General features: G+C 58.9%; 18 protein-coding genes. 14 read left to right on the top strand and 4 right to left on the bottom strand.

All coding sequences use genetic code 11. The annotated features are described in order from the left end of the window. Positions 1 to 12: 12 nt before the first annotated feature. Positions 13 to 1377 carry a DUF1329 domain-containing protein gene (locus LVD08_RS10605; protein ID WP_027612198.1) on the top strand — a complete coding sequence of 455 codons (1365 nt, stop codon included), beginning with the start codon at positions 13 to 15 and terminating at the stop codon, positions 1375 to 1377. Between the two features lie 201 nt (positions 1378 to 1578). Then, entirely contained in the window at positions 1579 to 4311 is a 2733-nt protein-coding gene (locus tag LVD08_RS10600; protein ID WP_247268094.1) for a LuxR C-terminal-related transcriptional regulator, read from the top strand. 102 nt (positions 4312 to 4413) lie between these two features. Here the strand turns inward: LVD08_RS10600 and LVD08_RS10595 are convergent, their stop codons facing one another. Further along, the gene (locus LVD08_RS10595) at positions 4414 to 9342 is read right to left on the bottom strand and encodes a matrixin family metalloprotease (protein WP_247268093.1); all 4929 of its coding nucleotides are present in this window, start codon (positions 9340 to 9342) and stop codon (positions 4414 to 4416) included. Positions 9343 to 9545: 203 nt separating this feature from the next. Here LVD08_RS10595 and LVD08_RS10590 point away from each other — a divergent pair, with 203 nt between their 5' ends. After that, complete coding sequence (locus LVD08_RS10590; protein ID WP_247268092.1) at positions 9546 to 10190, top strand: MBL fold metallo-hydrolase; 645 nt, start codon at positions 9546 to 9548, stop codon at positions 10188 to 10190. A gap of 117 nt (positions 10191 to 10307) precedes the next feature. Continuing rightward, positions 10308 to 11042 carry an OmpA family protein gene (locus LVD08_RS10585; RefSeq protein WP_007961595.1) on the top strand — a complete coding sequence of 245 codons (735 nt, stop codon included), beginning with the start codon at positions 10308 to 10310 and terminating at the stop codon, positions 11040 to 11042. A gap of 254 nt (positions 11043 to 11296) precedes the next feature. Here the strand turns inward: LVD08_RS10585 and LVD08_RS10580 are convergent, their stop codons facing one another. After that, positions 11297 to 11731, bottom strand: a complete 435-nt coding sequence (locus LVD08_RS10580; protein WP_007961596.1) for a YhcB family protein — start codon at positions 11729 to 11731, stop codon at positions 11297 to 11299. Between the two features lie 144 nt (positions 11732 to 11875). On the opposite strand from LVD08_RS10580, the gene LVD08_RS10575 reads away from it, so the two are divergent. The 3 genes from LVD08_RS10575 to zapE all read left to right on the top strand — a co-directional run bounded on the left by LVD08_RS10575 (position 11876) and on the right by zapE (position 15070). Beyond that, on the top strand, positions 11876 to 12505 hold the full coding sequence (locus tag LVD08_RS10575) for an alpha/beta hydrolase (protein ID WP_247268091.1): 630 nt from the start codon (positions 11876 to 11878) through the stop codon (positions 12503 to 12505). Positions 12506 to 12529: 24 nt separating this feature from the next. Continuing rightward, positions 12530 to 13885, top strand: coding sequence for a tryptophan--tRNA ligase (locus LVD08_RS10570; RefSeq protein WP_247268090.1), 1356 nt, complete (start codon positions 12530 to 12532; stop codon positions 13883 to 13885). A gap of 90 nt (positions 13886 to 13975) precedes the next feature. Further along, on the top strand, positions 13976 to 15070 hold the full coding sequence (gene zapE / locus LVD08_RS10565; RefSeq protein WP_041074841.1) for a cell division protein ZapE: 1095 nt from the start codon (positions 13976 to 13978) through the stop codon (positions 15068 to 15070). Positions 15071 to 15247: 177 nt separating this feature from the next. Here zapE and LVD08_RS10560 read toward each other — a convergent pair whose 3' ends face one another. After that, the gene (locus LVD08_RS10560; RefSeq protein ID WP_171061848.1) at positions 15248 to 16144 is read right to left on the bottom strand and encodes a GlxA family transcriptional regulator; all 897 of its coding nucleotides are present in this window, start codon (positions 16142 to 16144) and stop codon (positions 15248 to 15250) included. A gap of 250 nt (positions 16145 to 16394) precedes the next feature. On the opposite strand from LVD08_RS10560, the gene LVD08_RS10555 reads away from it, so the two are divergent. Continuing rightward, positions 16395 to 17531: an acyl-CoA dehydrogenase family protein gene (locus LVD08_RS10555; RefSeq protein ID WP_115988927.1), complete on the top strand. Its 1137-nt coding sequence runs from the start codon at positions 16395 to 16397 to the stop codon at positions 17529 to 17531. 102 nt (positions 17532 to 17633) lie between these two features. Here the strand turns inward: LVD08_RS10555 and LVD08_RS10550 are convergent, their stop codons facing one another. After that, entirely contained in the window at positions 17634 to 18674 is a 1041-nt protein-coding gene (locus LVD08_RS10550) for an NADP(H)-dependent aldo-keto reductase (protein WP_247268089.1), read from the bottom strand. Between the two features lie 244 nt (positions 18675 to 18918). Here LVD08_RS10550 and rplM point away from each other — a divergent pair, with 244 nt between their 5' ends. The 6 genes from rplM to LVD08_RS10520 all read left to right on the top strand — a co-directional run bounded on the left by rplM (position 18919) and on the right by LVD08_RS10520 (position 23375). Next, positions 18919 to 19347 (top strand): 50S ribosomal protein L13, encoded by a 429-nt coding sequence (gene rplM, locus LVD08_RS10545; protein ID WP_003228062.1) that lies wholly within the window; start codon positions 18919 to 18921, stop codon positions 19345 to 19347. Between the two features lie 14 nt (positions 19348 to 19361). Further along, positions 19362 to 19754 carry a 30S ribosomal protein S9 gene (gene rpsI / locus LVD08_RS10540; RefSeq protein WP_007961615.1) on the top strand — a complete coding sequence of 131 codons (393 nt, stop codon included), beginning with the start codon at positions 19362 to 19364 and terminating at the stop codon, positions 19752 to 19754. A gap of 270 nt (positions 19755 to 20024) precedes the next feature. Continuing rightward, positions 20025 to 20618 (top strand): ubiquinol-cytochrome c reductase iron-sulfur subunit, encoded by a 594-nt coding sequence (gene petA, locus LVD08_RS10535; protein WP_003228055.1) that lies wholly within the window; start codon positions 20025 to 20027, stop codon positions 20616 to 20618. Continuing rightward, on the top strand, positions 20618 to 21829 hold the full coding sequence (locus LVD08_RS10530; protein WP_027612190.1) for a cytochrome b: 1212 nt from the start codon (positions 20618 to 20620) through the stop codon (positions 21827 to 21829). The genes petA and LVD08_RS10530 overlap by 1 nt, the downstream gene beginning before the upstream one ends. Continuing rightward, the gene (locus tag LVD08_RS10525; protein ID WP_007917027.1) at positions 21829 to 22611 is read left to right on the top strand and encodes a cytochrome c1; all 783 of its coding nucleotides are present in this window, start codon (positions 21829 to 21831) and stop codon (positions 22609 to 22611) included. Before LVD08_RS10530 ends, LVD08_RS10525 begins: the two co-directional genes overlap by 1 nt. Positions 22612 to 22757: 146 nt before the next feature. After that, positions 22758 to 23375 (top strand): glutathione S-transferase N-terminal domain-containing protein, encoded by a 618-nt coding sequence (locus LVD08_RS10520; RefSeq protein WP_007961620.1) that lies wholly within the window; start codon positions 22758 to 22760, stop codon positions 23373 to 23375.

Raw genomic sequence — 23375 nt, 5'->3', positions numbered from 1 at the left:
ACGAACACACATATGAAAATAACAAAGAGTCTGTTCCACGCGAGTGTTCTGGGTTTGTCGCTGCTGGCGACCAGCGTGATGGCGGCCGTTCCCGCCGCCGAAGCCGACAAGCTGGGCAAGAGCCTGACCCCGATGGGCGCCGAAATGGCCGGCAACGCCGACGGTTCGATCCCTGCCTGGAAACCGCTGGCGAAAAATGCCGGCACGGTCGACAGCAAGGGCTTCCTGTCCGATCCGTTCGGCAGTGAAAAACCGCTGTTCACCATCACCGCGCAGAACGTCGAGCAGTACAAGGACAAGCTTGCTCCGGGCCAGTACGCGATGTTCAAGCGCTACCCGGACACCTTCAAGATTCCGGTTTATCCGTCCCATCGTGGCTCGACCGTGCCGGATGACGTGTTCGCCGCGATCAAGAAAAACGCCACCACCACCAATCTGGTCGCAGGCGGTAACGGTCTGGAAAACTTCGATACCGCCGTGCCGTTCCCGATTCCGAAAAGCGGTCTGGAAGTGATCTGGAACCACATCACCCGCTATCGCGGTGGCAGCGTGACCCGTCTGGTGACCCAGGCGACTCCGCAAACCAACGGCTCGTTCAGCCTGGTGTACTTCCAGGACCAGTTCGTGTTCCGCGACAAGATGAAGGATTACGATCCGGCCAACCCGGGCAACATCCTGTTCTACTTCAAGCAGAAAGTGACCGCGCCGGCACGTCTGGCCGGTACCGTACTGCTGGTGCACGAAACCCTCGACCAGGTGAAGGAGCCGCGCAAGGCGTGGGTCTACGCCACTGGTCAGCGTCGTGTGCGTCAGGCACCGCAAGTATCGTATGACGGCCCGGGCACCGCCGCGGACGGCCTGCGTACTTCCGACAACCTCGACATGTACAACGGTGCACCGGATCGCTACGACTGGAAGCTCGAAGGCAAGAAAGAGATGTACATTGCCTCCAACAGCTACAAGATCGACTCGCCGACCCTCAAGTACGCCGACATCATCAAGGCCGGCCATATCAACCAGGACCTGACCCGTTACGAGCTGCGTCGTGTCTGGCACGTGGTCGCCACCCTGAAACCGGGTCAGCGCCATATCTATGCCAAACGTGACTTCTACATCGACGAAGACACCTGGCAGGCAGCGGTCATCGACCACTACGACGGTCGCGGTCAGCTGTGGCGTGTAGCCGAGGCGCATGCCGAGGACTACTACGACAAGCAAGTGCCGTGGTACGCACTGGAAGCCCTGTACGACCTGCAATCGGGTCGCTACCTGGCGCTGGGCATGAAGAACGAAGAAAAATCAGCGTATGACTTCGGTTTCTCTGCCACCAAGAGCGAATTCCAGCCGGGCAACCTGGGCCAGGACGGTATCCGCTAAGCTTTGACCCGAGGCCGCATCCTCGAAAAAACGCCCCGACTGGTTCGGGGCGTTTTTTTTGGCGTTGATTTTGTAGGAGCTGCCGGCTCTCGACAGTCTTTTTGTAGCCATTTGTAGCAGCAACCTTCATAACCGCTACGTTTAAGGCTAGGCTGCGGACATCTGCTACGCCGCCAACAGCCATTCGAACAAGAGCCGGCCATGACTGATCTGTCCCCACTTCCGGGTCCCGCAAGCGTTGCCGTCGCGGCACTGGACGGACGTTTTTTCCGTCCTCCGCTGCCGGACGGATACGTCTTGCGGCCACGTCTCTGCGAGCGCCTGCAAACCGGGCTCGGTGGACGTCTGTTACTGGTCTGCGCTCCGGCCGGGTTCGGCAAGAGTTCGCTGGCGGTGGAGTTCTGTCAGAGCCTGCCGGCGCACTGGCAAAGCCTTTGGCTGGGATTGAGCCCACGGGATAACGATCCGGGGCGGTTTCTCGAGCGATTGCTGGAGGGACTGCAGGACTACTTTCCGGATCTGGGCAGTCGTGCACTCGGCCTGTTGAAGATGCGCCAGCGCCATCAGCCGTTCGCCTTCGAAGAATGGCTCGACGGCTTGCTCGATGAACTGGCCCTGCAACTGCAACCGACGGCGCCGCTGTTGCTGGTGCTCGACGACTACCATCTCGCCCAAGGCCCGGTACTCGACCGTTGCCTGCAGTTTTTCCTCAATCATCTTCCCGATGGCTTGCTGGTCATGGTCACCAGTCGGCAGCGCCCGGACTGGCATCTGGCGCGTCTGCGCCTGTCGCGCCAGTTGCTCGAACTGCATGAGCAGGACTTGCGCCTGACCCACGATGAAGCCCTGACGCTGCTCGATCGACACAGCAGTTCATTGCGCGGCGAAGCGCTGGAAAACCTGATCCAGCGCAGCGAAGGCTGGGTGGCCGGACTGCGTTTCTGGTTGCTCGCGGTCTCCGAGGCTGGCAGCGGGGCTCCGTTGCCACCCGCGCTGAACGGCGGGGAAGGGCTGATCCGCGATTACCTGCTGGAAGAAGTGATCGATTGCCTGCCGGCCGAGGTGCAGGCGTTTCTCTACGACACCGCCCCTCAAGAGCGCTTTTGCAGCGAGCTGTGCGACGCGGTGCGCGAAGCCCACGACAGCGCCGAAATCCTGCGGTTTCTGTTGGCGCATCAGGTATTTCTGGTGCCGCTGGACGAACACGGTCACTGGTATCGCTATCACCATTTGTTTTCCGATCTGCTGCGCAGCCGTCCCGTGACCCAGACGCTGGTGCCGGCGGCGACCCTGCACCTGCGCGCCTGTCGCTGGTTCAATGCTCAAGGGCTGCTCGACGAAGCGGTGGAGCAGGCCTTGCGCGCCGGCCATCTGGATGTCGCAGCGAATCTGGTGCAGAACCTGTCCGAGGAACAACTGCTCGCCGAGCAGAACGTGGGCATGCTGCTGCGCTGGAAAATGGACTTGCCCGACAGCCTGCTGATCAGCACGCCACGCTTGATCGTGCTCTATAGCTGGGCGCTCGGGCTGGCCTGTCAGCTGGATGCCGCTGAAGAGCTGGCCAGTCATTTAAGTCATTTCCTGCCTGCGCCTTCGGCTTCGGCGCAGAAGTCGATGCTCGCGCAATGGCTGGCGCTCAGCGGCATCATCGCCCGCGGGCGAGGGCATCGTGAGCTGACCCAGCGCTATTGCAGCGAAGCACTGGAAAGCCTGCCGGTGAAACGTTACGGGCAACGCCTGATGTGCCTGTCGACTTTGTCCAATCTGGCGATTGCCGACGGTGACCTGTGGCGTGCGCGGGGCTTGAATCGAGAATCCCTCGAGCTGGCGCAGCGGGTCGGCAATCCGTTGTTCGAAGCCTTGGCGCATTACGACCGGGCGCGGGTCCTGCAATCGCGCGGGGAAATTCTGCGCGCCCTGGATGAGGTGCATCAGGGTCTTGATCGTCTGCGCGGGTTGTCGGCGCAACGTCTGTACGCGGTGCGTGCGCGATTGACGCTGTATGAAGGTTTTCTGCTGTCGATGCGCTTGCAACCGCAGCAGGCCCGGGCCCGATTGCTGAGCGGTCTGGCCGAAGCGCGGGCCTGCCGGGATATCAGCGTATTGATCGGTCACTGCGTGATCGCCCGTCTCGACGGCAGCGGCGGCGAGTTCGCCAAGGCCTTCGCCGAACTCGCTGAAGCCGAGCGTCTGATGCATATATGGGATGTGCCGCCGATCTACTATCTGGCGATGATCACCCTGGTCAAATGCGAACTGTGGCTGGCGCAAGGCCGCACTGATCTGGCCGAAGCCTGGCTGGCACGTCTGGGGCAGACCTACACCGGCGAACGTGCAGCCGCACCACCGGAATTTCATCCACAGCTGCCGCTGCATGTGGAATTGCAACAAGCGTTGCTCGACGTGATCAAGGGCCAGCCGATGCTCGCCGAAGGGCGGTTGAATGTGTTGCTGGAAAACGGTCAGCAAACCGGGCGCCAGTTGCTGTGTGTGATGGCGCTGGCGCAGAAATTGAATTTGCTGCTGAGCAGTGGCCGCGAATCCGAGGCACGCAAAGCATTGAACCAGGCGCTGGAAGCGGCGGCGGGCGGCGTGATACAGCCATTTGACGCCTTGATCAAAGCGCATCCGGACTGGCTGCGCAGCCAGCTGCAAAACTCGCCAGCACTGGCAGGACAGCAGTTGCTGACGCATTTTCCGCTGGTGGTTGCCCGTCCTGTCATTGAATGTGGATCTGCCGAACAACTCAGCAGTCGCGAGCTGGCGGTGCTGCGTTTGATTGCCCAGGGCTGTTCCAATCAGGAAATCAGCGAGCAACTGTTCATTTCGCTGCATACGGTGAAAACCCATGCCAGCCATATCAACAGCAAGCTGGGGGTTGAGCGGCGTACTCAGGCGGTGGCACGCGCCAAGGAACTGGGTGTGTTGAGCTGATCGCGATATCCGCCGGCCAATGAAAAACGCCCCGAACCAGTCGGGGCGTTTTGGGTTTATGTTCCAGGCCTGTGTTACCGGCCGGGTCATTGGGGGCGCGCGTCAGGCCACCAGATCGTTGGCGCTGAAACTGTTGACACCGACCAGCTGAATTTCGAAGTCCGCACCGGCGTTGCCACTGACGTTACCCGACAATATATGGTCGACAAAGCGCAACTGGCCTGCACCTGTGAAGTCGGCGCCACCGATGAAGGTGAAAGCATTGACCCCGGCGGTCAGCAGGTTGGCGTCGAATTTCGTCAGATCGATCTTGTCACCTTGCAGGCTGTTGAAGTCGGTGATGACGTCGCGGTTGGCGCCAATACCCATTTCGTTGACCGCGCGGAAAACGAAGGTGTCCGCTCCGGCATCGCCGAAGAGCACATCCGCACCGGCACCGCCGTCCAGGATGTTGTTGCCGGCATTGCCTCTGAGAATGTTGTTCAGCGAGTTGCCAGTGGCGTTGAGCGCGCTGCCGACCAGGTTGAGATTCTCGAGATTGGCGCCCAGCGTGTAATCGATGTACGAATAGACGGAGTCGACATCGCTGGCCGACGGGCCTTCTTCAATGACCACATCCCCGATGTTGTCGACCACGTAGCTGTCGTTGCCGGCCCCCCCGATCAGGGTGTCCGCGCCTGCACCACCGTTGAGGGTGTTGTCATCGCTGTTGCCGATCAGGGTATTGCTCAGCGCATTGCCATAGACGGTGAAACCGCCGGAGCCGGTCAACTGGACGTTCTCGACGTATTGCAGGTTGCCGAGATTCAGGTCGACGATATTGGTTTGTGCGGTGGCGTTGTAGCCGATCAACAGGGTGTCGTTACCTTCGTTGGCCTTTTCCTGAACGAGGGTCAATTCACCTGCCTGATCCAGGCCATAGGTGTCGTTGCCCTTGCCGCCGATCATGGTGTCCAGGCCGGCTTCGCCAATCAGGCGGTTGTCGTTGTCGTTACCCCTGAGGATGTTGTTGAGCGAGTTGCCGGTGGCGTTGAGGGCGCCGCCGACCAGGTTGAGGTTTTCGAGATTGGCACCCAGGGTGTAATCGATGTACGAGTAGACCGAGTCGATTTCGCTGGCCAAAGGGCCTTGTTCGATAACCACATCACCGATGTTGTCGACGACGTAGCTGTCGTTGCCGGCGCCGCCGATCATGATGTCCGCGCCTGCACCACCGTCGAGGGTATTGTCGCCGCTGTTGCCGGTTAGGGTGTTGTTCAATGCGTTGCCGTAGACGGTGAAACCACCGGAGCCGGTGATGGCAACGTCCTCAATGTTGAGCAGACTGGCCTGGTTCAGGTCGATGACATTGCTTCGTGCACTGGAGTCGTACTCGATCACCAGCAGATCAGTGCCTTCGTTGGCGAACTCCTGGATGAGGGCCAGTTCGCCGACCTGATCTATGCCGTAGGCGTCATTGCCCTTGCCGCCGATCATGGTGTCCAGGCCCGCGCCGCCGACCAGTTGGTTGTCGCCGTCGTTGCCGATGAGCACATTGTTCTGTTCGTTGCCAATGGCGTAAATATTGCCGTTACCGGTCAGGGTTAGATTTTCCACCCACTGGCCCAGGGTGTAATTTACCGACGCGCGTACCGTATCGGTGCCGTCCCAACGGTAGTTTTCAGTGACCACGTCGCCGATGTTATCGACAATGTAGGTATCGTCGCCTGCACCGCCGATCATGGTGTCGGCCCCCGCACCGCCGTCCAGTAAGTTGTTGCCGTCTGTACCTCTGAGAATGTTGTTCAGCGAGTTGCCGGTGGCCCTGATGGCACCGCCGACCAGATTGAGGTTCTCGAGGTTGGCGCCCAACGTGTAGTCGATGTAGGAGTAAACCGAATCGATTTCGGTGGCCGATGCACTGTCTTCGATCACTACGTCGCCGACGTTATCGACAACATAGCTGTCGTTGCCTGCTCCACCCTGCATGATGTCCGCACCAGCGCCACCGTTGAGGGTGTTGTCATTACTGTTGCCGACCAGCGTATTGTTCAGCGCATTGCCATAAACGGTGAAAAAGCCGGATCCGGTCAAGGCGACGTTTTCAATGTTTTGCAGGCTGGTACGGTTCAGGTCGATGGTGCTGCCCAGTACGCTGAATGCCTTGTATTCGATCACCAGCATATCTGTGCCTTCATTGGCCAGTTCCTGGACGAGATCCAGCTCACGCTCGTCATCGATACCATAGGCGTCATCGCCTTTACCGCCAATCAGAGTATCAACCCCGGCGCCGCCAACCAGTTGGTTGTTTCCGTCATTGCCGATGATGATGTTGTCCTGATCGTTGCCAATGCCGTAGATGTTGCCTGTTCCGGTCAGGGTGAGATTTTCCAGATTGGCACTAAGGCTGTAGTTGACCGAGGCGCGGACTGTGTCGATTCCACCTTGTAGGCGGTTGGCTTCACTGATGACGTCGCCCACATTGTCGACGATGTAGGTATCGTTGCCCAAACCGCCGATCATCAGGTCGGCCCCTGCGCCGCCGTCCAGCACGTTATTGCCGTCGGTTCCTCTGAGGATATTGTTCAGCGAGTTGCCAGTGGCGTTGAGCGCGCTGCCGACCAGGTTGAGATTCTCGAGATTGGCGCCCAGCGTGTAATCGATGTACGAATAGACGGAGTCGACATCGCTGGCCGACGGGCCTTCTTCAATGACCACATCCCCGATGTTGTCGACCACGTAGCTGTCGTTGCCGGCCCCCCCGATCAGGGTGTCCGCGCCTGCACCACCGTTGAGGGTGTTGTCATCGCTGTTGCCGATCAGGGTATTGCTCAGCGCATTGCCATAGACAGTGAAACCGCCGGAGCCGGTCAACTGGACGTTCTCGAAGTTTTGCAAGTTGCCGAGATTCAGGTCGACGATATTGGTTTGTGCGGCGGCGTTGTAGCCGATCAACAGAGTGTCGTTACCTTCGTTGGCCAGCTCTTGGACGAGGGCCAGCTCGCCTGCCTGATCCAGGCCATAGGTGTCGTTGCCCTTGCCGCCGATCATGGTGTCCAGGCCGGCTCCACCAATCAGACGGTTGTCGTTGTCGGTGCCCCTGAGGATGTTGTTGAGCGAGTTGCCGGTGGCGTTGAGGGCGCCGCCGACCAGGTTAAGGTTTTCGAGATTGGCACCCAGGGTGTAATCGATGTACGAGTAGACCGAGTCGATTTCGCTGGTCAAAGGGCCTTGTTCGATGACCACGTCACCGATGTTGTCGACGACGTAGCTGTCGTTGCCGGCGCCGCCGATCATAATGTCCGCGCCTGCACCGCCGTTGAGGGTGTTGTCGCCGCTGTTGCCGGTCAGGGTGTTGTTCAATGCGTTGCCGTAGACGGTGAAACCACCGGCGCCGGTGATGGCAACGTCCTCGATGTTGAGCAGGCTGACCTGGTTCAGGTCGATGGTGTTGTTTTGTGCGCTGGCGCTGTACTCGATCACCAGCAGATCAGTGCCTTCGTTGGCGAACTCCTGGATGAGGGCCAGTTCGCCGACCTGATCTATGCCGTAGGCGTCATTGCCCTTGCCGCCGATCATGGTGTCCAGGCCCGCGCCGCCGACCAGTTGGTTATTGCCGTCGTTGCCGACCAGCAGGTTGTTCTGGGCGTTACCGATACCGTAGATATTTCCGGTGCCGGTCAGGTAGAGATTCTCCAGGTTGGCACTGAGGGTGTAGTTCGCCGACGCCCGGACAGTGTCGATCTCGTTGACCAAGGTGCTGGTCTCAATAATGACATCGGCGCTGTTGTCGACAATGTAGGTATCGTTGCCCAGGCCACCGATCATGACGTCGGCTCCCGCGCCACCGTCCAGAACGTTATTGCCGTCGGTACCTCTGAGGGTGTTGTTCAGCGAGTTGCCGGTAGCGTTGACTGCATTGCCGACCAGATTGAGGTTCTCGAGATTGGCGCCCAGCGTGTAATCGATATACGAGTAGACCGAGTCGACATCGCCGGCGGCCGGACCCTCCTCAATGATCACATCCCCGACGTTGTCGATAACATAGCTGTCGTTGCCGGCACCGCCGATCAGGGTATCCGCGCCCGCACCACCATTGAGGGTGTTGTCCAGTGCATTGCCGATCAGCGTGTCATTGAACGCCGAGCCATAGGCGTTTTCGATCTTCGCGCCGTAGGCAATCGCCAGTCCCTGATTGAACGAGTTGCCTGCCTGATCGGTAAAGGCTTGGCCGATCTTGCTGTATTGGCCTTCGTTGAGGTTGATGCTGACGGCCGCCAGTTGGTTGCTGGCATCTATCGTATCGATACCTCCGGCATCCCAGATGGTTTCGAACACTGACTGTGTCGGGGCCCAGGAATAAACGTTGTCGCCAGTCATCCACTTCGTGTTTGCGCCATACAGGCTCTGGATGGCCAGGATGTCCAGCACCATGGGTGTGGTAGGCAGATACGAGTAGCTGTTGTTGTAGCTCATGACAGTGAAGGCGGCGTCATCGAGCGATGGGTCGAGCGTGATGCTGTTGTAGGCCGATGGCGCGAACGAGTGCTTGAGGCCTAGTGCATGACCGATTTCATGAACGAATGTCATGAAATCGTAAGTGCCTTTGTTCGGAGAAGGCTGACTGGTGTTCGGCCCGATCCAGACATCGCCGCCATTGGGTTTCAGGGAAGGAGTGTAGGCCCATGCAGCCGCATCGTTGTCGAGGAGCGCATAACCGCCGAAACGCAGATCACCTACGCTGGTCGAAGACTCGCCCGTCAACTGGAACGTGATATTGGCTACGGCTGACCAGCTATCCAACGCGCTCATCACCGCCCGTTGCTGGGCGTCGGTCAGTGCATAGGCTGCCTTCGGTTCGTTATCTGCGCTGTAATTCGCGGCAAACACCGATACGCCAGGGACAATGAAGCTGTACGTCAGACTGGTCACCGCACCCGGGTTGTACCATTGGGTGCTTTCCCATTTATAGCCGGAAATGAGGCTGTCGACAGGGGCGACCCCAGTCAGATTGGCGAATGTGGTGTATGTGTAACCAGTAGGGCGTGGCATGCGTGATTCCTGAGGTGGGCTGCGGCCCTTCCCGAAATGCGGCCGCTACAAGGTTGGATTTTGCACGAGAACAAGGTTGCTTGACATCATCTGGCCACTACTTTCTGATTAGTGGCGCCAATTAACTGACCCGGCAATCTGTATCGGCGAGTGCAGTAGAATCCTGAGGCGAACGTCAACCTTGTCAGTCCAGGATCCATTTCATGTCTGTTCCAAGTCCCGCGCTTATTCGCGAAACCTTCCCGGTCGGCCCGTTGCAGTGCAATTGCACGATCATCGGCGACCCCATCACGAAAAAAGCCATCGTCGTCGACCCGGGCGGCAATCCCGATCTGATCATGGCGCGCCTCGATGCGCTGGGTCTGAAAGTGGTCAGCATTATCCACACTCATGCGCACCTTGATCATTTCCTCGCCTCCGGGCAGATGAAGGAAAAGACTGGCGCAACCCTGCATCTGCACAAGGAAGACCAGTTCCTGTGGGACAACCTCGAAATGCAATGCCAGATGTTCGGTGTGCCCTACACGCCGGTGCCGTCGCCGGATCGCTGGTTGAGCGACGATGAAGAACTGGCCTGCGGCTGCGGCGTGGCGCTGCATACGCCGGGACATACGCCCGGTTCCATGAGCTTTTGGTTTTCCGAGGCTAAGCTGTTGATTGCCGGCGACACGCTGTTTCGTCGCGGAGTAGGGCGCACGGATTTGTGGGGCGGCGATCAGGCGACCATCGTGCGATCGATCAAGCAGCGGCTGTACACCCTCGACGAAGACGCAATCGTGGTTGCCGGGCATGGTCCGGACACGCGTCTCGGGGATGAAATGCGGGAAAACCCGTTCGTGCGCGCCTAAACATTTTGTCATGAGTGTGCGGCGGAATTTTTTGGCATTGTCATGATCCAACGCCCGCACAGGTCTATTGCCTAGGGCCGCTGCCACACAGAATGCGAAAAAAACCAGGAGCTCTTCATGTTCACCACGCCTCGTTTGATTATTGTTGCTACCGCTGTGGCCATGTTGGCCGGCTGCGCCTCGCCCAACCCGTATGACAATCAGGGGCAGGCCGACGGTGGCTCGCAAGGCATGAGCAAAACCGCCAAGTACGGCGGTCTCGGTGCGCTGGCCGGCGCCTTGGCAGGTGCCGCCATCGACCACAACAACCGTGGCAAGGGGGCCTTGATCGGCGCGGCGGTCGTTGGTGCCTCGGCGGCCGGTTACGGTTACTACGCCGACCAGCAAGAGAAAAAGCTGCGCGCCAGCATGGCCAACACCGGGGTTGAAGTGCAGCGCCAGGGCGATCAGATCAAGCTGATCATGCCAGGCAACATCACCTTCGCCACCGATTCGGCGAACATCGCGCCAAGCTTCTATCAGCCGCTGAACAACCTGGCGAACTCGTTGAAAGAGTTCAACCAGAACCAGATCGAAATCGTCGGCTACACCGACAGCACCGGCAGCCGCCAGCACAACATGGACCTGTCCCAGCGTCGTGCGCAGAGCGTGGCCACCTACCTGACTTCTCAAGGTGTCAGCGGTGCCAACCTGTCGGCCCGTGGCGCCGGCCCGGATAACCCGATTGCCAGCAACGGTGACGTCAATGGCCGCGCGCAGAACCGCCGCGTCGAGGTCAACCTGAAAGCGATTCCAGGTCAGCAGTATGGTGGTCAGCAGCAACAGCCGGGGACGGTTCAGCAGTATCCGTAAGTGAATGCTTGAGTGAAGAAATGCCCGGTCTTGTGACCGGGCATTTTTTTGGGTTGCCCGTGCTGGCCCTTTCGCGAGCAAGCCCGCTCCCACAGGGATGGGTGTTGTTCACAGAATCTGCGTTCACCACATGACCCTGTGGGAGCGGGCTTGCTCGCGAAGGGGCCGGACCAACACCCTCAAATCATCAGATACAAAAAAAGCCCCCGGACAACCGAATTGTCCGGGGGCTATTTGCTTGCAGCGAAGACTGATTACTTCTTCAGGCCATAATGCTCATCGAGCATGCCCGGCGAGTTCGGGGCTTTCGGTGCGTAGTCGCGTGGCGGCTCCTGATCGCGCGGCGGCGTCAGGCGTTCGCGCGGTGCCTGCGCGGCATCGGCGTGCAAAGCGGCGATCAGGCGTTGACGGGTCTGCTCGTCCAGGGCCAGGCGGTTGGCGCCCTCGGCGAGATGATCCTGCACTTCCTGATAGCTCTGGGTCAGCTTCTTGACCAGCATCGCGGTGCTGTTGAAGTGGGTGACCACCTCGTTTTGATAGCTGTCGAAACGCTCCTGGATATCATCCAGTTGACGCTGCGTGCGGCTCGGCGCGGCATTCGGTGCGACGCGAGCGATCAGGAATCCAATGGCGACACCCACAACCAGGGCAAGAGTCGGTAACAACCAAACTAAGAGCGAGTGTTCCACGAGTCCTTCCTCTATAAACGGCTTTGCTTTACGTTAACGGCTCGAACCTGCGCTGTATACCGCGATTCACTCGCAATAGATTGGCACAGACAATTTGCTAGACGAGTCGACCCGATTCGAGGTCACGGAGTTCCTTCCTTGCTGATGCGTGAAACCCCTGTAGTGATTGCCGGCCCAGTCGGCCAAATCGAAGCGCTGTACCTCGATAACGAGCAGCCAGTCGGCATCGCGCTGATCTGCCATCCAAACCCGGTGCAGGGCGGCACCATGCTCAACAAGGTCGTCTCGACCCTGCAGCGCACCGCGCGCGACGCCGGGCTGATCACCTTGCGCTTCAACTATCGCGGCGTCGGTGCCAGCGAAGGCTCCCACGACATGGGCAGCGGTGAAGTCGACGACGCTCAGGCTGCCGCAGCATGGCTACTGGAAAAGCATCCGGAGCTGCCGCTGACCCTGTTCGGTTTCTCCTTCGGCGGATTTGTTGCAGCAAGTCTCGGCGGTCGTCTCGAAGCCCAAGGCGTGCAGTCAAAGCAGCTGTTCATGGTCGCGCCGGCAGTGATGCGTCTGGGCGATCAGGATCAACTGCCACAGCACGGCGAGCTGACCGTGATCCAGCCGGAAACCGACGAAGTGATCGATCCGCAGTTGGTCTACGACTGGTCGGAAAAACTCCAGCGCCCCCATGAGCTGCTGAAAGTGGCAGAATGCGGACACTTTTTTCATGGCAAGCTGACCGATCTCAAGGATCTGATCCTGCCGCGTCTCTCGAATTGATTGCAGTCTGACAAGCGATTACCCATGACGAACCGTACCCGTATCCTCACCGGCATCACCACCACCGGCACGCCGCACCTGGGCAACTACGCCGGCGCCATCCGCCCGGCGATCCTCGCCAGCCGCGACAGCAATGCCGATTCGTTCTACTTCCTGGCCGACTACCACGCCCTGATCAAATGCGATGACCCGCTGCGCATCCAGCGCTCGCGTCTGGAAATCGCCGCGACCTGGCTGGCCGGTGGCCTGGATGTCGACCGTGTGACCTTCTATCGCCAGTCCGACATCCCGGAAATCCCCGAGCTGACCTGGCTGCTGACCTGCGTCGCCGCCAAAGGCTTGCTCAACCGGGCGCACGCCTACAAGGCCTCGGTGGACAAGAACGTCGAAACCGGCGAGGACCCGGATTCTGGGATCACCATGGGCCTCTACAGCTACCCGGTGCTGATGGCGGCGGACATTCTGATGTTCAACGCGCACAAGGTGCCGGTCGGTCGCGACCAGATCCAGCACGTGGAAATGGCCCGTGACATCGGCCAGCGCTTCAACCACCTGTTCGGCCAAGGCAAAGAGTTCTTCACCATGCCTGAAGCGCTGATTGAGGAGAGCGTGGCGACCTTGCCCGGCCTCGACGGGCGCAAGATGTCGAAGAGCTACGACAACACCATCCCGCTGTTCTCCAGCGCCAAAGAGATGAAGGACGCGATCTCGCGGATCGTCACCGACTCCAAAGCGCCGGGCGAAGCCAAAGATCCGGACAACTCGCACCTGTTCACTCTGTTTCAGGCGTTCGCCACACCGGCGCAGGCGGACGAATTCCGCAGCGAACTGCTCGGCGGTCTGGGTTGGGGCGAGGCGAAGAATCGTCTGTTCCAGTTGCTCGACAATGAACTGGGCGAGTCCCGCGAGCGCTATCACCAGTTGATCGAGCGCCCGGCGGATCTGGAAGACATCCTGCAACACGGCGCGAAAAAGGCTCGTGCGGTGGCGACGCCGTTCCTCAACGAACTGCGTGAAGCGGTCGGCCTGCGTTCGTTCGTCAATCAGGTGCAAGTCGCGGCGACCACCAAGAAGAAAGCCGTGAAAGCTGCACGTTTCGTCAGCTTCCGTGAAGACGACGGCAGCTTCCGTTTCCGTCTGCTGGCGGCAGATGGCGAGCAACTGCTGCTGTCGCGCAACTTCGCCGACGGCAAAACCGCCGGCCAGGTGACCAAGCAACTGCAAGCCGGTCAGGCGCTGGACGTCCGCAACGAAGACCTGAGCTTCAGCGTGTGGCTGGAAGGTGAGTGCGTTGGTGACAGCCCGGCGTTCGCTGATGCTGCCGCGCGGGACGCGGCCATCGAGGCTCTGCGCGTTGCGCTGACCCCGGTTCAGGACTAATCCGCGGCGCGGCCCGACCAAGGGCTGATTGCCATTCCTACGGGCCGTCGCTACAGTGACGGCCCGTTTTTGTTGCCTTGCTAACGAATTATGACGCCCCTAGAACGATATCAAGCTGATCTGAAACGCCCGGACTTCTTCCATGACGCCGCGCAGGAAACTGCCGTGCGTCATCTGCAGCGCCTGTACGACGATCTGATCGCGGCCGAGCAGAACAAGCCGGGTTTGCTGGGCAAGCTGTTTGGCAAGAAGGATCAGACGCCGGTCAAGGGCCTGTACTTCTGGGGCGGCGTGGGTCGCGGCAAGACTTACCTGGTCGACACCTTCTTCGAAGCGCTGCCGTTCAAGGAAAAGACCCGCACCCACTTCCACCGCTTCATGAAGCGTGTGCACGAAGAGATGAAAACCCTCGGCGGCGAGAAAAACCCGCTGACCATCATCGCCAAGCGCTTCGCGACCGAGTCGCGAGTGATCTGCTTCGATGAATTTTTCGTCTCGGACATCACCGACGCGATGATCCTTGGCACGCTGATGGAAGAGCTGTTCAAGAACGGCGTGACCCTGGTCGCGACTTCGAACATCGTTCCGGACGGCTTGTACAAGGACGGTCTGCAACGCGCACGCTTCCTGCCGGCTATTGCGCTGATCAAGCAGAACACCGAGATCGTCAACGTCGACAGCGGTGTCGACTACCGTCTGCGCCACCTCGAACAAGCGGAGCTGTTCCACTATCCGCTGGACGAAGCCGCCCATGAAAGCCTGCGCAAGAGCTTCAAGGCCCTGACGCCGGAATGCACGGCAGCGGTGGAAAACGATGTGCTGATCATCGAGAACCGCGAAATCCGTGCCCTGCGCACCTGCGACGACGTGGCCTGGTTCGACTTCCGCGAACTGTGCGACGGTCCGCGCAGCCAGAACGATTACATCGAACTGGGCAAGATTTTCCACGCCGTGCTGCTCAGCGGCGTCGAGCAGATGAGCGTCACCACCGACGACATCGCCCGGCGTTTCATCAACATGGTCGACGAGTTCTACGACCGTAACGTCAAGCTGATCATTTCTGCCGAAGTCGAGTTGAAAGACCTGTACACCGGCGGACGCCTGACGTTCGAATTCCAGCGTACGCTCAGCCGTCTGCTGGAGATGCAATCGCACGAATTCCTGTCCCGGGCACACAAGCCTTAAACAGATTCGGCATACAAAAAAGGGCCTGCAATTGCAGGCCCTTTTTTATGCGACGCAGTACCCCTGTGGGAGCGGGCTTGCTCGCGAATGCGGTGTGTCAGCTAAATAGATGCCAACTGAAAGTACGCTTTCGCGAGCAAGCCCGCTCCCACAGTGGTTTTGTGCGTGGGCAGCGAGTTACGCGGCCTGCTGAAACTGCTGCCGATACTGGTTCGGCGACAGCTCGGTGTGCTGGCGGAACAGCCGCGCAAAGAAGCTCGCATCGTCGTAGCCGACCTCATAACTGATGGTCTTGATGCTCTTGCGGCTGCCGGACAGCAAGCCCTTGGCGGTCTCTATACGCAACCGTTGCAGGTAGTGCAGCGGCTTGTCGCCAGTCGCAGTCTGAAAGCGGCGCATGAAATTACGGATGCTCATGCCGTGCTCGCGGGCCACGTCTTCAAAGCGGAACTTGTCGGCGAAATGCTCTTCAAGCCAGTGCTGGATCTGCAGGATGATCACGTCCTGGTGGAGCTTCTGCCCGCCGAAACCGATACGTCCCGGCGAATAGCTGCGCTGCACTTCATACAGAATGTCGCGGGCCACGGCTTGCGCCACGTTGGCGCCGCAGAAGCGTTCGATCAGGTAGATATAGAGATCGCAGGCCGAAGTGGTGCCGCCGGCGCAATACAGGTTGTCAGCGTCGGTCAGGTGCTTGTCCTGATTGAGGTACACCTTGGGGAAGCGCTCGGCGAAGGCATTGAAGAAACGCCAGTAGGTGGTCGCTTCCTTGCCATTGAGCAGTCCGGCCTCGGCCAGCCAGAATACCCCGGTGGCTTCGCCGCAGAGCACGGCGCCGCGGGCATGCTGCTCGCGCAGCCATGGCAGGATCTGTGGATAACGGCCGCACAGGGTTTCGAAGTCGTCCCAGAACGCTGGGAGGATGATGACGTCGGCGTTTTCCAGGCCGCCGTCCACCGGCATCATCACGTCACTGAAGCTGTTCACCGGTTTGCCGTCGGGGCTGACCAGGCGGGTTTCAAACGCCGGTGTCAGGCCGTGGCCCAGTTGTTTGCCGTAACGCAGGCTGGCCAGATGGAAGAAATCCTTGGCCTGCATGAGAGTGGATGCGAAAACCCGGTCGATTGCCAGGATGCTGACGCGCCGCAAGGGCGTGGAGACTTGCTTGGACATAATTCAACTTTTGTTTTGTTTTTATAAGGGAAAGTGGTCACCAGACGGCTGGATCGTCTTATTTTTTGTCGGATGTGTCCAGTGTCCTGTGTCGGAGGTGAGGCTTAGTCTCTGAAGGTCATATCCCTCCAACAAGAATGAAAGGTGCCGCATGATCCCCAGAACCTTGTTCAGCTCCGAGCACGAATTGTTCCGCGACAGCGTACGAACCTTCCTCGAAAAAGAGGCTGTGCCGTTCCATGCGCAATGGGAGAAACAAGGCCACATCGACCGCAAGCTGTGGAACAAGGCCGGGGAGGCGGGGATGCTCTGCTCACACCTGCCGGAAGAATACGGCGGCCTGGGCGCGGACTTTCTGTACAGCGCGGTGGTGATCGAAGAGGTCGGTCGCTTGGGTCTGACCGGTATCGGCTTTTCGCTGCATTCGGACATCGTCGCACCGTACATCCTGCATTACGGCAGCGAAGCGCTTAAGCACAAATACCTGCCGAAACTGGTCTCTGGCGAGATGGTCAGTGCGATTGCCATGACCGAACCGGGTGCCGGTTCCGACCTGCAAGGGGTCAAGACCACGGCGGTGCTGGATGGCGACGAGTACGTGATCAACGGCTCCAAGACTTTCATCACCAACGGCTTCCTCGCTGATTTGGTGATCGTCGTCGCCAAGACTGATCCGAAGGCCGGCGCCAAGGGCACCAGCCTGTTTGTGGTGGAAGCGAATACGCCGGGCTTCGAGAAGGGCAAACGCCTGGAGAAGGTCGGAATGAAGGCTCAGGACACGTCGGAATTGTTCTTCCAAGACGTGCGTGTTCCCAAGGAAAACCTGTTGGGTCAGGCCGGGGCAGGGTTCGCTTATTTGATGCAGGAATTGCCACAGGAGCGACTGACGGTAGCGATCGGTGGTCTGGCCTCAGCCGAAGCGGCACTGCAATGGACGCTGGATTACACCCGTGATCGCAAAGCGTTCGGCAAGGCGATCGCCGACTTCCAGAACACCCGCTTCAAACTGGCGGAAATGGCTACCGAGATTCAGATCGGCCGAGTATTTGTCGACAAGTGCCTGGAGCTGCATCTGCAGGGCAAGCTCGACGTTCCGACAGCGGCGATGGCCAAATACTGGGGCACCGACCTGCAATGCAAGGTGCTCGACGAGTGCGTGCAGTTGCATGGCGGCTACGGCTTCATGTGGGAATACCCGGTGGCCCGGGCGTGGGCGGATGCGCGCGTGCAGCGCATCTATGCCGGCACCAATGAAATCATGAAGGAGATCATTGCGCGGTCGCTTTGAAATTTGGGGGGGGCTGCCTGCCCCCCCCGCGGGCGGCCCCCCCCCCCCGGGAACCCCCTTCCGGGGGGGGGCGACCCTCCTCGCGAAGCTTTTAGCGGTCGATCAAGGCGCCGGGTTCGGGTGATCCTTGTGAATCGCCTCGATTCCCGCCAGCACTTCATCGGAAAGTTTCAGATCAAAACTGGCAATGTTGCTGTCCAGTTGCGCAAGCGTCGTCGCGCCAATGATGTTGCTGGTGACGAACGGTTGCTGGGTGACGAACGCCAGCGCCATTTGCGCCGGATCCAGACCGTGTTCACGGGCCAATGCCACATAGCGGCTGCAGGCAGCTTCCGATTGCGCGTTGAAATAGCGGCTGAAGCGGCTGTAGAGGCTCAGGCGACCTTTCGGTGGGCGAGCGCCACCTTCGTACTTGCCTGACAGGAAGCCGAACGCCAGCGGCGAGTAGGCGAGCAGGCCGCACTGTTCACGGATGGCGATTTCCGCCAGGCCGATTTCGAAGCTGCGGTTGAGCAGGTTGTACGGGTTCTGGATCGACACCGCACGCGGCCAGCCACGGGCTTCGGCCAGGGCAAGGAAGCGCATGGTGCCCCACGGCGTCTCGTTGGACAGACCGATGTGGCGGATCTTGCCGGCCTTGACCTGCTCGTCGAGGGCTTCGAGGGTGTCTTCGAGCGGCGTCAGGTTGGCCTCGATCTTGTGCTTGTAGCCCAGTTGTCCGAAAAAGTTGGTGCTGCGCTCCGGCCAGTGCAATTGATAAAGGTCGATGTAATCGGTCTGCAGGCGCTCGAGGCTGGCATCCACCGCGGCGGTGATGTGCTGGCGATTGTGGCGCAGGTTCTTGTCGCGGATGTAGTCGATGGTGTTGCCGGGGCCGGCGATCTTGCTGGCTAGGATCCAGTCGGCGCGGTCGCCGCGACGCTTGAAGTAATTGCCGATGTAGCGCTCGGTGGTGGCGTAGGTGTCGGCTTTCGGCGGCACCGGGTACATCTCGGCGGTGTCGATGAAATTGATCCCGGCTTCCTTGGCCCGTTCGATCTGGGCGAAGGCTTCAGCTTCAGTGTTTTGCTCGCCCCAGGTCATGGTGCCGAGGCAGATTGCACTCACGTTCAGGTCGGTACGGCCTAGCTGGCGATAGTCCATCGGGTGCTCCTTGGGCAAAACAATCATAAAAGCAGGTTGAAAATTTTTTCGCAATCTGCATAATTGCCGACCTCTTTCTGCAGTGGAAGTGATGCGCCGCCGCCGAAGAATCTTGCCGTTGAACGGACGCGCCGACCCGAGCCCCCGAAAGCGTCTGTATCCGGCTGCCTTTGACTTGTCAAAGTACGCACTATTCAGTAAGATCCGCCGTCTTATTTACAGGCGGCCCCTGAGGCTATAAAGAATGAAAACTTTTACTGCTAAACCGGAAACAGTAAAGCGCGACTGGTTTGTCGTCGACGCTGCTGGTCAGACCCTGGGTCGTCTGGCCACCGAAATCGCGAGCCGTCTGCGTGGCAAGCACAAGCCTGAGTACACTCCTCACGTTGACACCGGCGACTACATCGTCGTAATCAACGCCGAGCAGATCCGTGTAACCGGCGCTAAAACCACTGACAAAATGTACTACTCCCACTCCGGTTTCCCGGGCGGCATCAAGTCGATCAACTTTGAAAAGCTGATCGCCAAGGCCCCTGAGCGCGTGATCGAGACCGCGGTTAAAGGCATGCTGCCTAAGAACCCGCTGGGTCGTGACATGTACCGTAAGCTGAAAGTCTATGCGGGCGCTGCACACCCTCATACTGCTCAGCAGCCCCAAGAACTGAAGATTTAACGGAATAGTTCATTATGTCGGCGACTCAAAATTACGGCACTGGCCGTCGCAAGACCGCAACCGCACGCGTTTTCCTGCGTCCGGGTACTGGTAACATCTCCATCAACAACCGCTCCCTGGACTCGTTCTTCGGTCGCGAAACTGCCCGCATGGTAGTTCGTCAGCCGCTGGAACTGACCGAGACTGTCGAGAAGTTCGACATCTACGTCACTGTCATCGGTGGTGGTGTAAGTGGTCAGGCTGGCGCAATCCGCCACGGCATCACTCGCGCTCTGATGGACTACGACGAAACCCTCCGTAGCGCTCTGCGCAAAGCTGGCTTCGTTACTCGCGACGCCCGTGAAGTTGAACGTAAGAAAGTTGGTCTGCGTAAAGCGCGTAAGCGTCCGCAGTACTCGAAGCGTTAATTCGTTTCCACGTTCAAAAAAGAACGCCCGATTCCTCACGGAACCGGGCGTTTTTTTATGCCTGCGATTTATCAAAAGAATTGCGCTGTGACAACTTGCCACATTCGTAGACCCCCTATACTGCAAGGCTTGAGGGTATGAGCTCCGGGTAATTCCCTTGTCAGAATTGGGGCTTTTCATTACCATCTCGGCAAAATTTTTATAAGTAACATTGATTTATTTAGTAGATGCCTGATTTAACAGGCCACAAAGCTGATGGGAGAGGACTGAATGAGCAATGACGGCGTGAATGCAGGCCGGCGTCGCTTCTTGGTAGCAGCCACATCCGTGGTGGGTGCTGCAGGAGCGGTGGGGGCTGCGGTCCCGTTCGTGGGGTCATGGTTTCCCAGTGCCAAGGCGAAAGCCGCCGGTGCACCGGTGAAAGTGAATGTCAGCAAGATCGAGCCAGGACAGCAGATGATTGCCGAGTGGCGCGGCCAGCCGGTGTTCATTGTCCGCCGTACTGCGGAAATCCTGGGGAATCTCAAGAAGATCGAGGGCCAGCTCTCCGATCCGACTTCCAAAAACTCCACGCAACCTACCTATGTCGATCCTGAAGTGCGTTCGATCAAGCCGGAAATTCTCCTGCTGATCGGGATCTGCACGCACTTGGGTTGCTCACCAACCTTCCGTCCCGAAGTGGCGCCTGCAGATCTGGGTAAAGACTGGGTCGGTGGCTATTTCTGCCCTTGCCACGGTTCCCACTACGATCTGGCTGGCCGCGTCTACAAGTCGCAACCCGCGCCTTTGAACCTGCCAGTTCCCCCGCATTCCTATGAGACCGATGACCTGATTGTCATTGGCGTCGATACGGAGAAAGCGTGATGAGCAAGTTCATGGATTGGGTTGATGCGCGCTTCCCTGCGACAAAAATGTGGGAAGACCATCTCAGCAAGTATTACGCACCAAAAAACTTCAACTTCTTCTATTTCTTCGGCTCGCTGGCGCTGCTGGTGCTGGTCAATCAGATTGTCACCGGTGTCTGGCTGACGATGAGCTACACGCCGTCGGCAGAAGAGGCGTTCGCTTCCGTCGAATACATCATGCGCGATGTCGAGTACGGCTCGATCCTGCGTCTGCTGCACTCCACCGGCGCTTCGGCGTTCTTCATCGTGGTCTACCTGCACATGTTCCGTGGCCTGCTCTACGGTTCGTACCAGAAACCACGTGAACTGGTCTGGGTATTCGGCATGCTGATCTACCTGGCGCTGATGGCTGAGGCCTTCATGGGTTATCTGCTGCCTTGGGGTCAGATGTCCTACTGGGGTGCCCAGGTGATCATCTCGCTGTTCGGTGCGATTCCGGTGATCGGTAACGACCTGACCCAGTGGATTCGTGGTGACTACCTGATTTCCGGAATCACCCTGAACCGCTTCTTCGCCCTGCACGTCGTCGCGCTGCCGATCGTGATCCTCGGTCTGGTGGTGCTGCACATCCTGGCACTGCACGAAGTCGGCTCGAACAACCCGGATGGCGTCGACATCAAGAAGCACAAAGACGAAAACGGTGTCCCGCTGGATGGCATTGCCTTCCATCCGTACTACACCGTGAAAGACATCGTCGGCGTAGTGGTGTTCCTGTTCATCTTCTGCTTTATCGTGTTCTTCTTCCCGGAAATGGGCGGCTACTTCCTCGAAAAACCAAACTTCGAGCAAGCCAACCCGTTCAAGACGCCTGAGCACATTGCCCCGGTCTGGTACTTCACGCCGTTCTACGCGATCTTGCGTGCGATCCCGGACAAACTCATGGGCGTGATCGCCATGGGCGCCTCGATTGCCATGCTGTTTGTGCTGCCGTGGCTGGATCGCAGCCCGGTCAAATCGATGCGTTACAAGGGCTGGATGAGCAAAGCATGGCTGGTGGTGTTCTGCATTTCCTTCGTGATCCTCGGCATTCTGGGTGTACTCGCCCCGACGCCGGAGCGCACGCTGGTGTCGCAGATCTGCACCTTCCTGTACTTCGCCTACTTCATTCTGATGCCGTTCTACACCAGGCTCGAGAAGACCAAACCGGTACCGGAAAGGGTGACTGGCTGATGAAAAAGTTATTTTTTGCTCTGATTTTTGCTGCTCTGCCCGTGCTGTCTTTCGCCGCCGAACACGGTGGTCCGGAGCTGGAAAAAGTCGACATCGATGTATCCGATAAGGCTGCCCTGCAAGATGGCGCGCGAACCTTCGCCAACTATTGCATGGGCTGCCACAGTGCCAAGTTTCAGCGTTACGAGCGGGTGGCCGATGACCTCGGCATTCCCCACGAAATGATGCTCGAGAAGCTGGTGTTCACTGGCGCCAAGATCGGCGACCACATGAACATCGGCATGCAGCCGGCGGACGCCAAGACCTGGTTCGGTGCTGCGCCGCCGGACCTGACTTTGGTGGCGCGTGTGCGTGGCACTGACTGGCTCTACGGTTACCTGCGCTCGTTCTACGAAGATCCGGCACGTCCTTGGGGCGTGAACAACAAGGTCTTCCCGAACGTCGGCATGCCTAACGTACTGGTCGGCCTGCAAGGCCGTCAGGTGGTGGGCTGCAAGCAAGTGCAGATCGTCGAGGACGGCAAGAAGCAATACGATCCGCTGACCGGTACGCCGCTGACCCATGAAGCGTGCGATCAGTTGACCATCGTGCCGAAATCCGGTGCTCTGAACGAAGAGCAGTTCGATGAGAAGGTCAAGAATCTGGTAACCTTCCTGGCTTACTCGGCTAACCCGGTTAAGCTGCAACATCAGCGCATCGGTACTTACGTCTTGCTGTACCTGGCGTTCTTCTTTGTGTTCGCCTACCTGCTCAAGCGTGAATACTGGAAAGACGTGCACTGATACGCTTCAAGCATTGCTGTTAATCGCGCGCGCCCAAGGGTTCCTCCGATAACGCAAGGTCTGGTTCGCCAGACATTGCGGGAGGCGCCCTCTGGGCGCGCGCGTTTTTCCGGTTCCGATAATTTCAACAAGCGAGGAGGATCGCCATGGGCGTGACCAATCGGTTGGCCTGTTACTCCGACCCCGCCGACCACTATTCCCACCGAGTGCGCATCGTGCTTGCAGAGAAGGGTGTCAGCGCCGAAATCATTTACGTGGAAGCTGGTCGCCAGCCGCCTAAACTGATTGAGGTGAACCCTTACGGCAGTCTCCCGACACTGGTCGATCGCGACCTGGCGTTGTGGGAGTCGACCGTGGTGATGGAATATCTGGATGAGCGTTACCCGCATCCGCCACTGATGCCGGTTTATCCGGTGGCGCGTGCCAACAGTCGTCTGCTGATTCACCGTATTCAGCGCGACTGGTGTGGTCTGGTGGATCTGATTCTTGATCCCAAGTCCAAGGAGGCCGCGCGTGTCGTGGCGCGTAAGGAATTGCGTGAAAGCCTGACGGGCGTGTCGCCGCTGTTTGCCGACAAGCCGTTTTTCCTCAGTGAGGAACAAAGTCTGGTGGATTGCTGCCTATTGCCAATACTCTGGCGTTTGCCGATTCTGGGTATTGAACTGCCGCGGCCGGCCAAGCCGCTGCTTGATTATATGGAGCGCCAGTTTGCGCGTGAGGCTTTCCAGGCAAGTCTGTCTGGCGTCGAACGCGATATGCGCTAA

The sequence above is a fragment of the Pseudomonas sp. YL2 genome (assembly GCF_023063025.1).
Taxonomy (GTDB): Bacteria; Pseudomonadota; Gammaproteobacteria; order Pseudomonadales; family Pseudomonadaceae; genus Aquipseudomonas; species Aquipseudomonas putida_A.
Note: the sequence above shows the minus strand (reverse complement) of the source record. Positions and strands in the feature narration are given on the sequence as shown.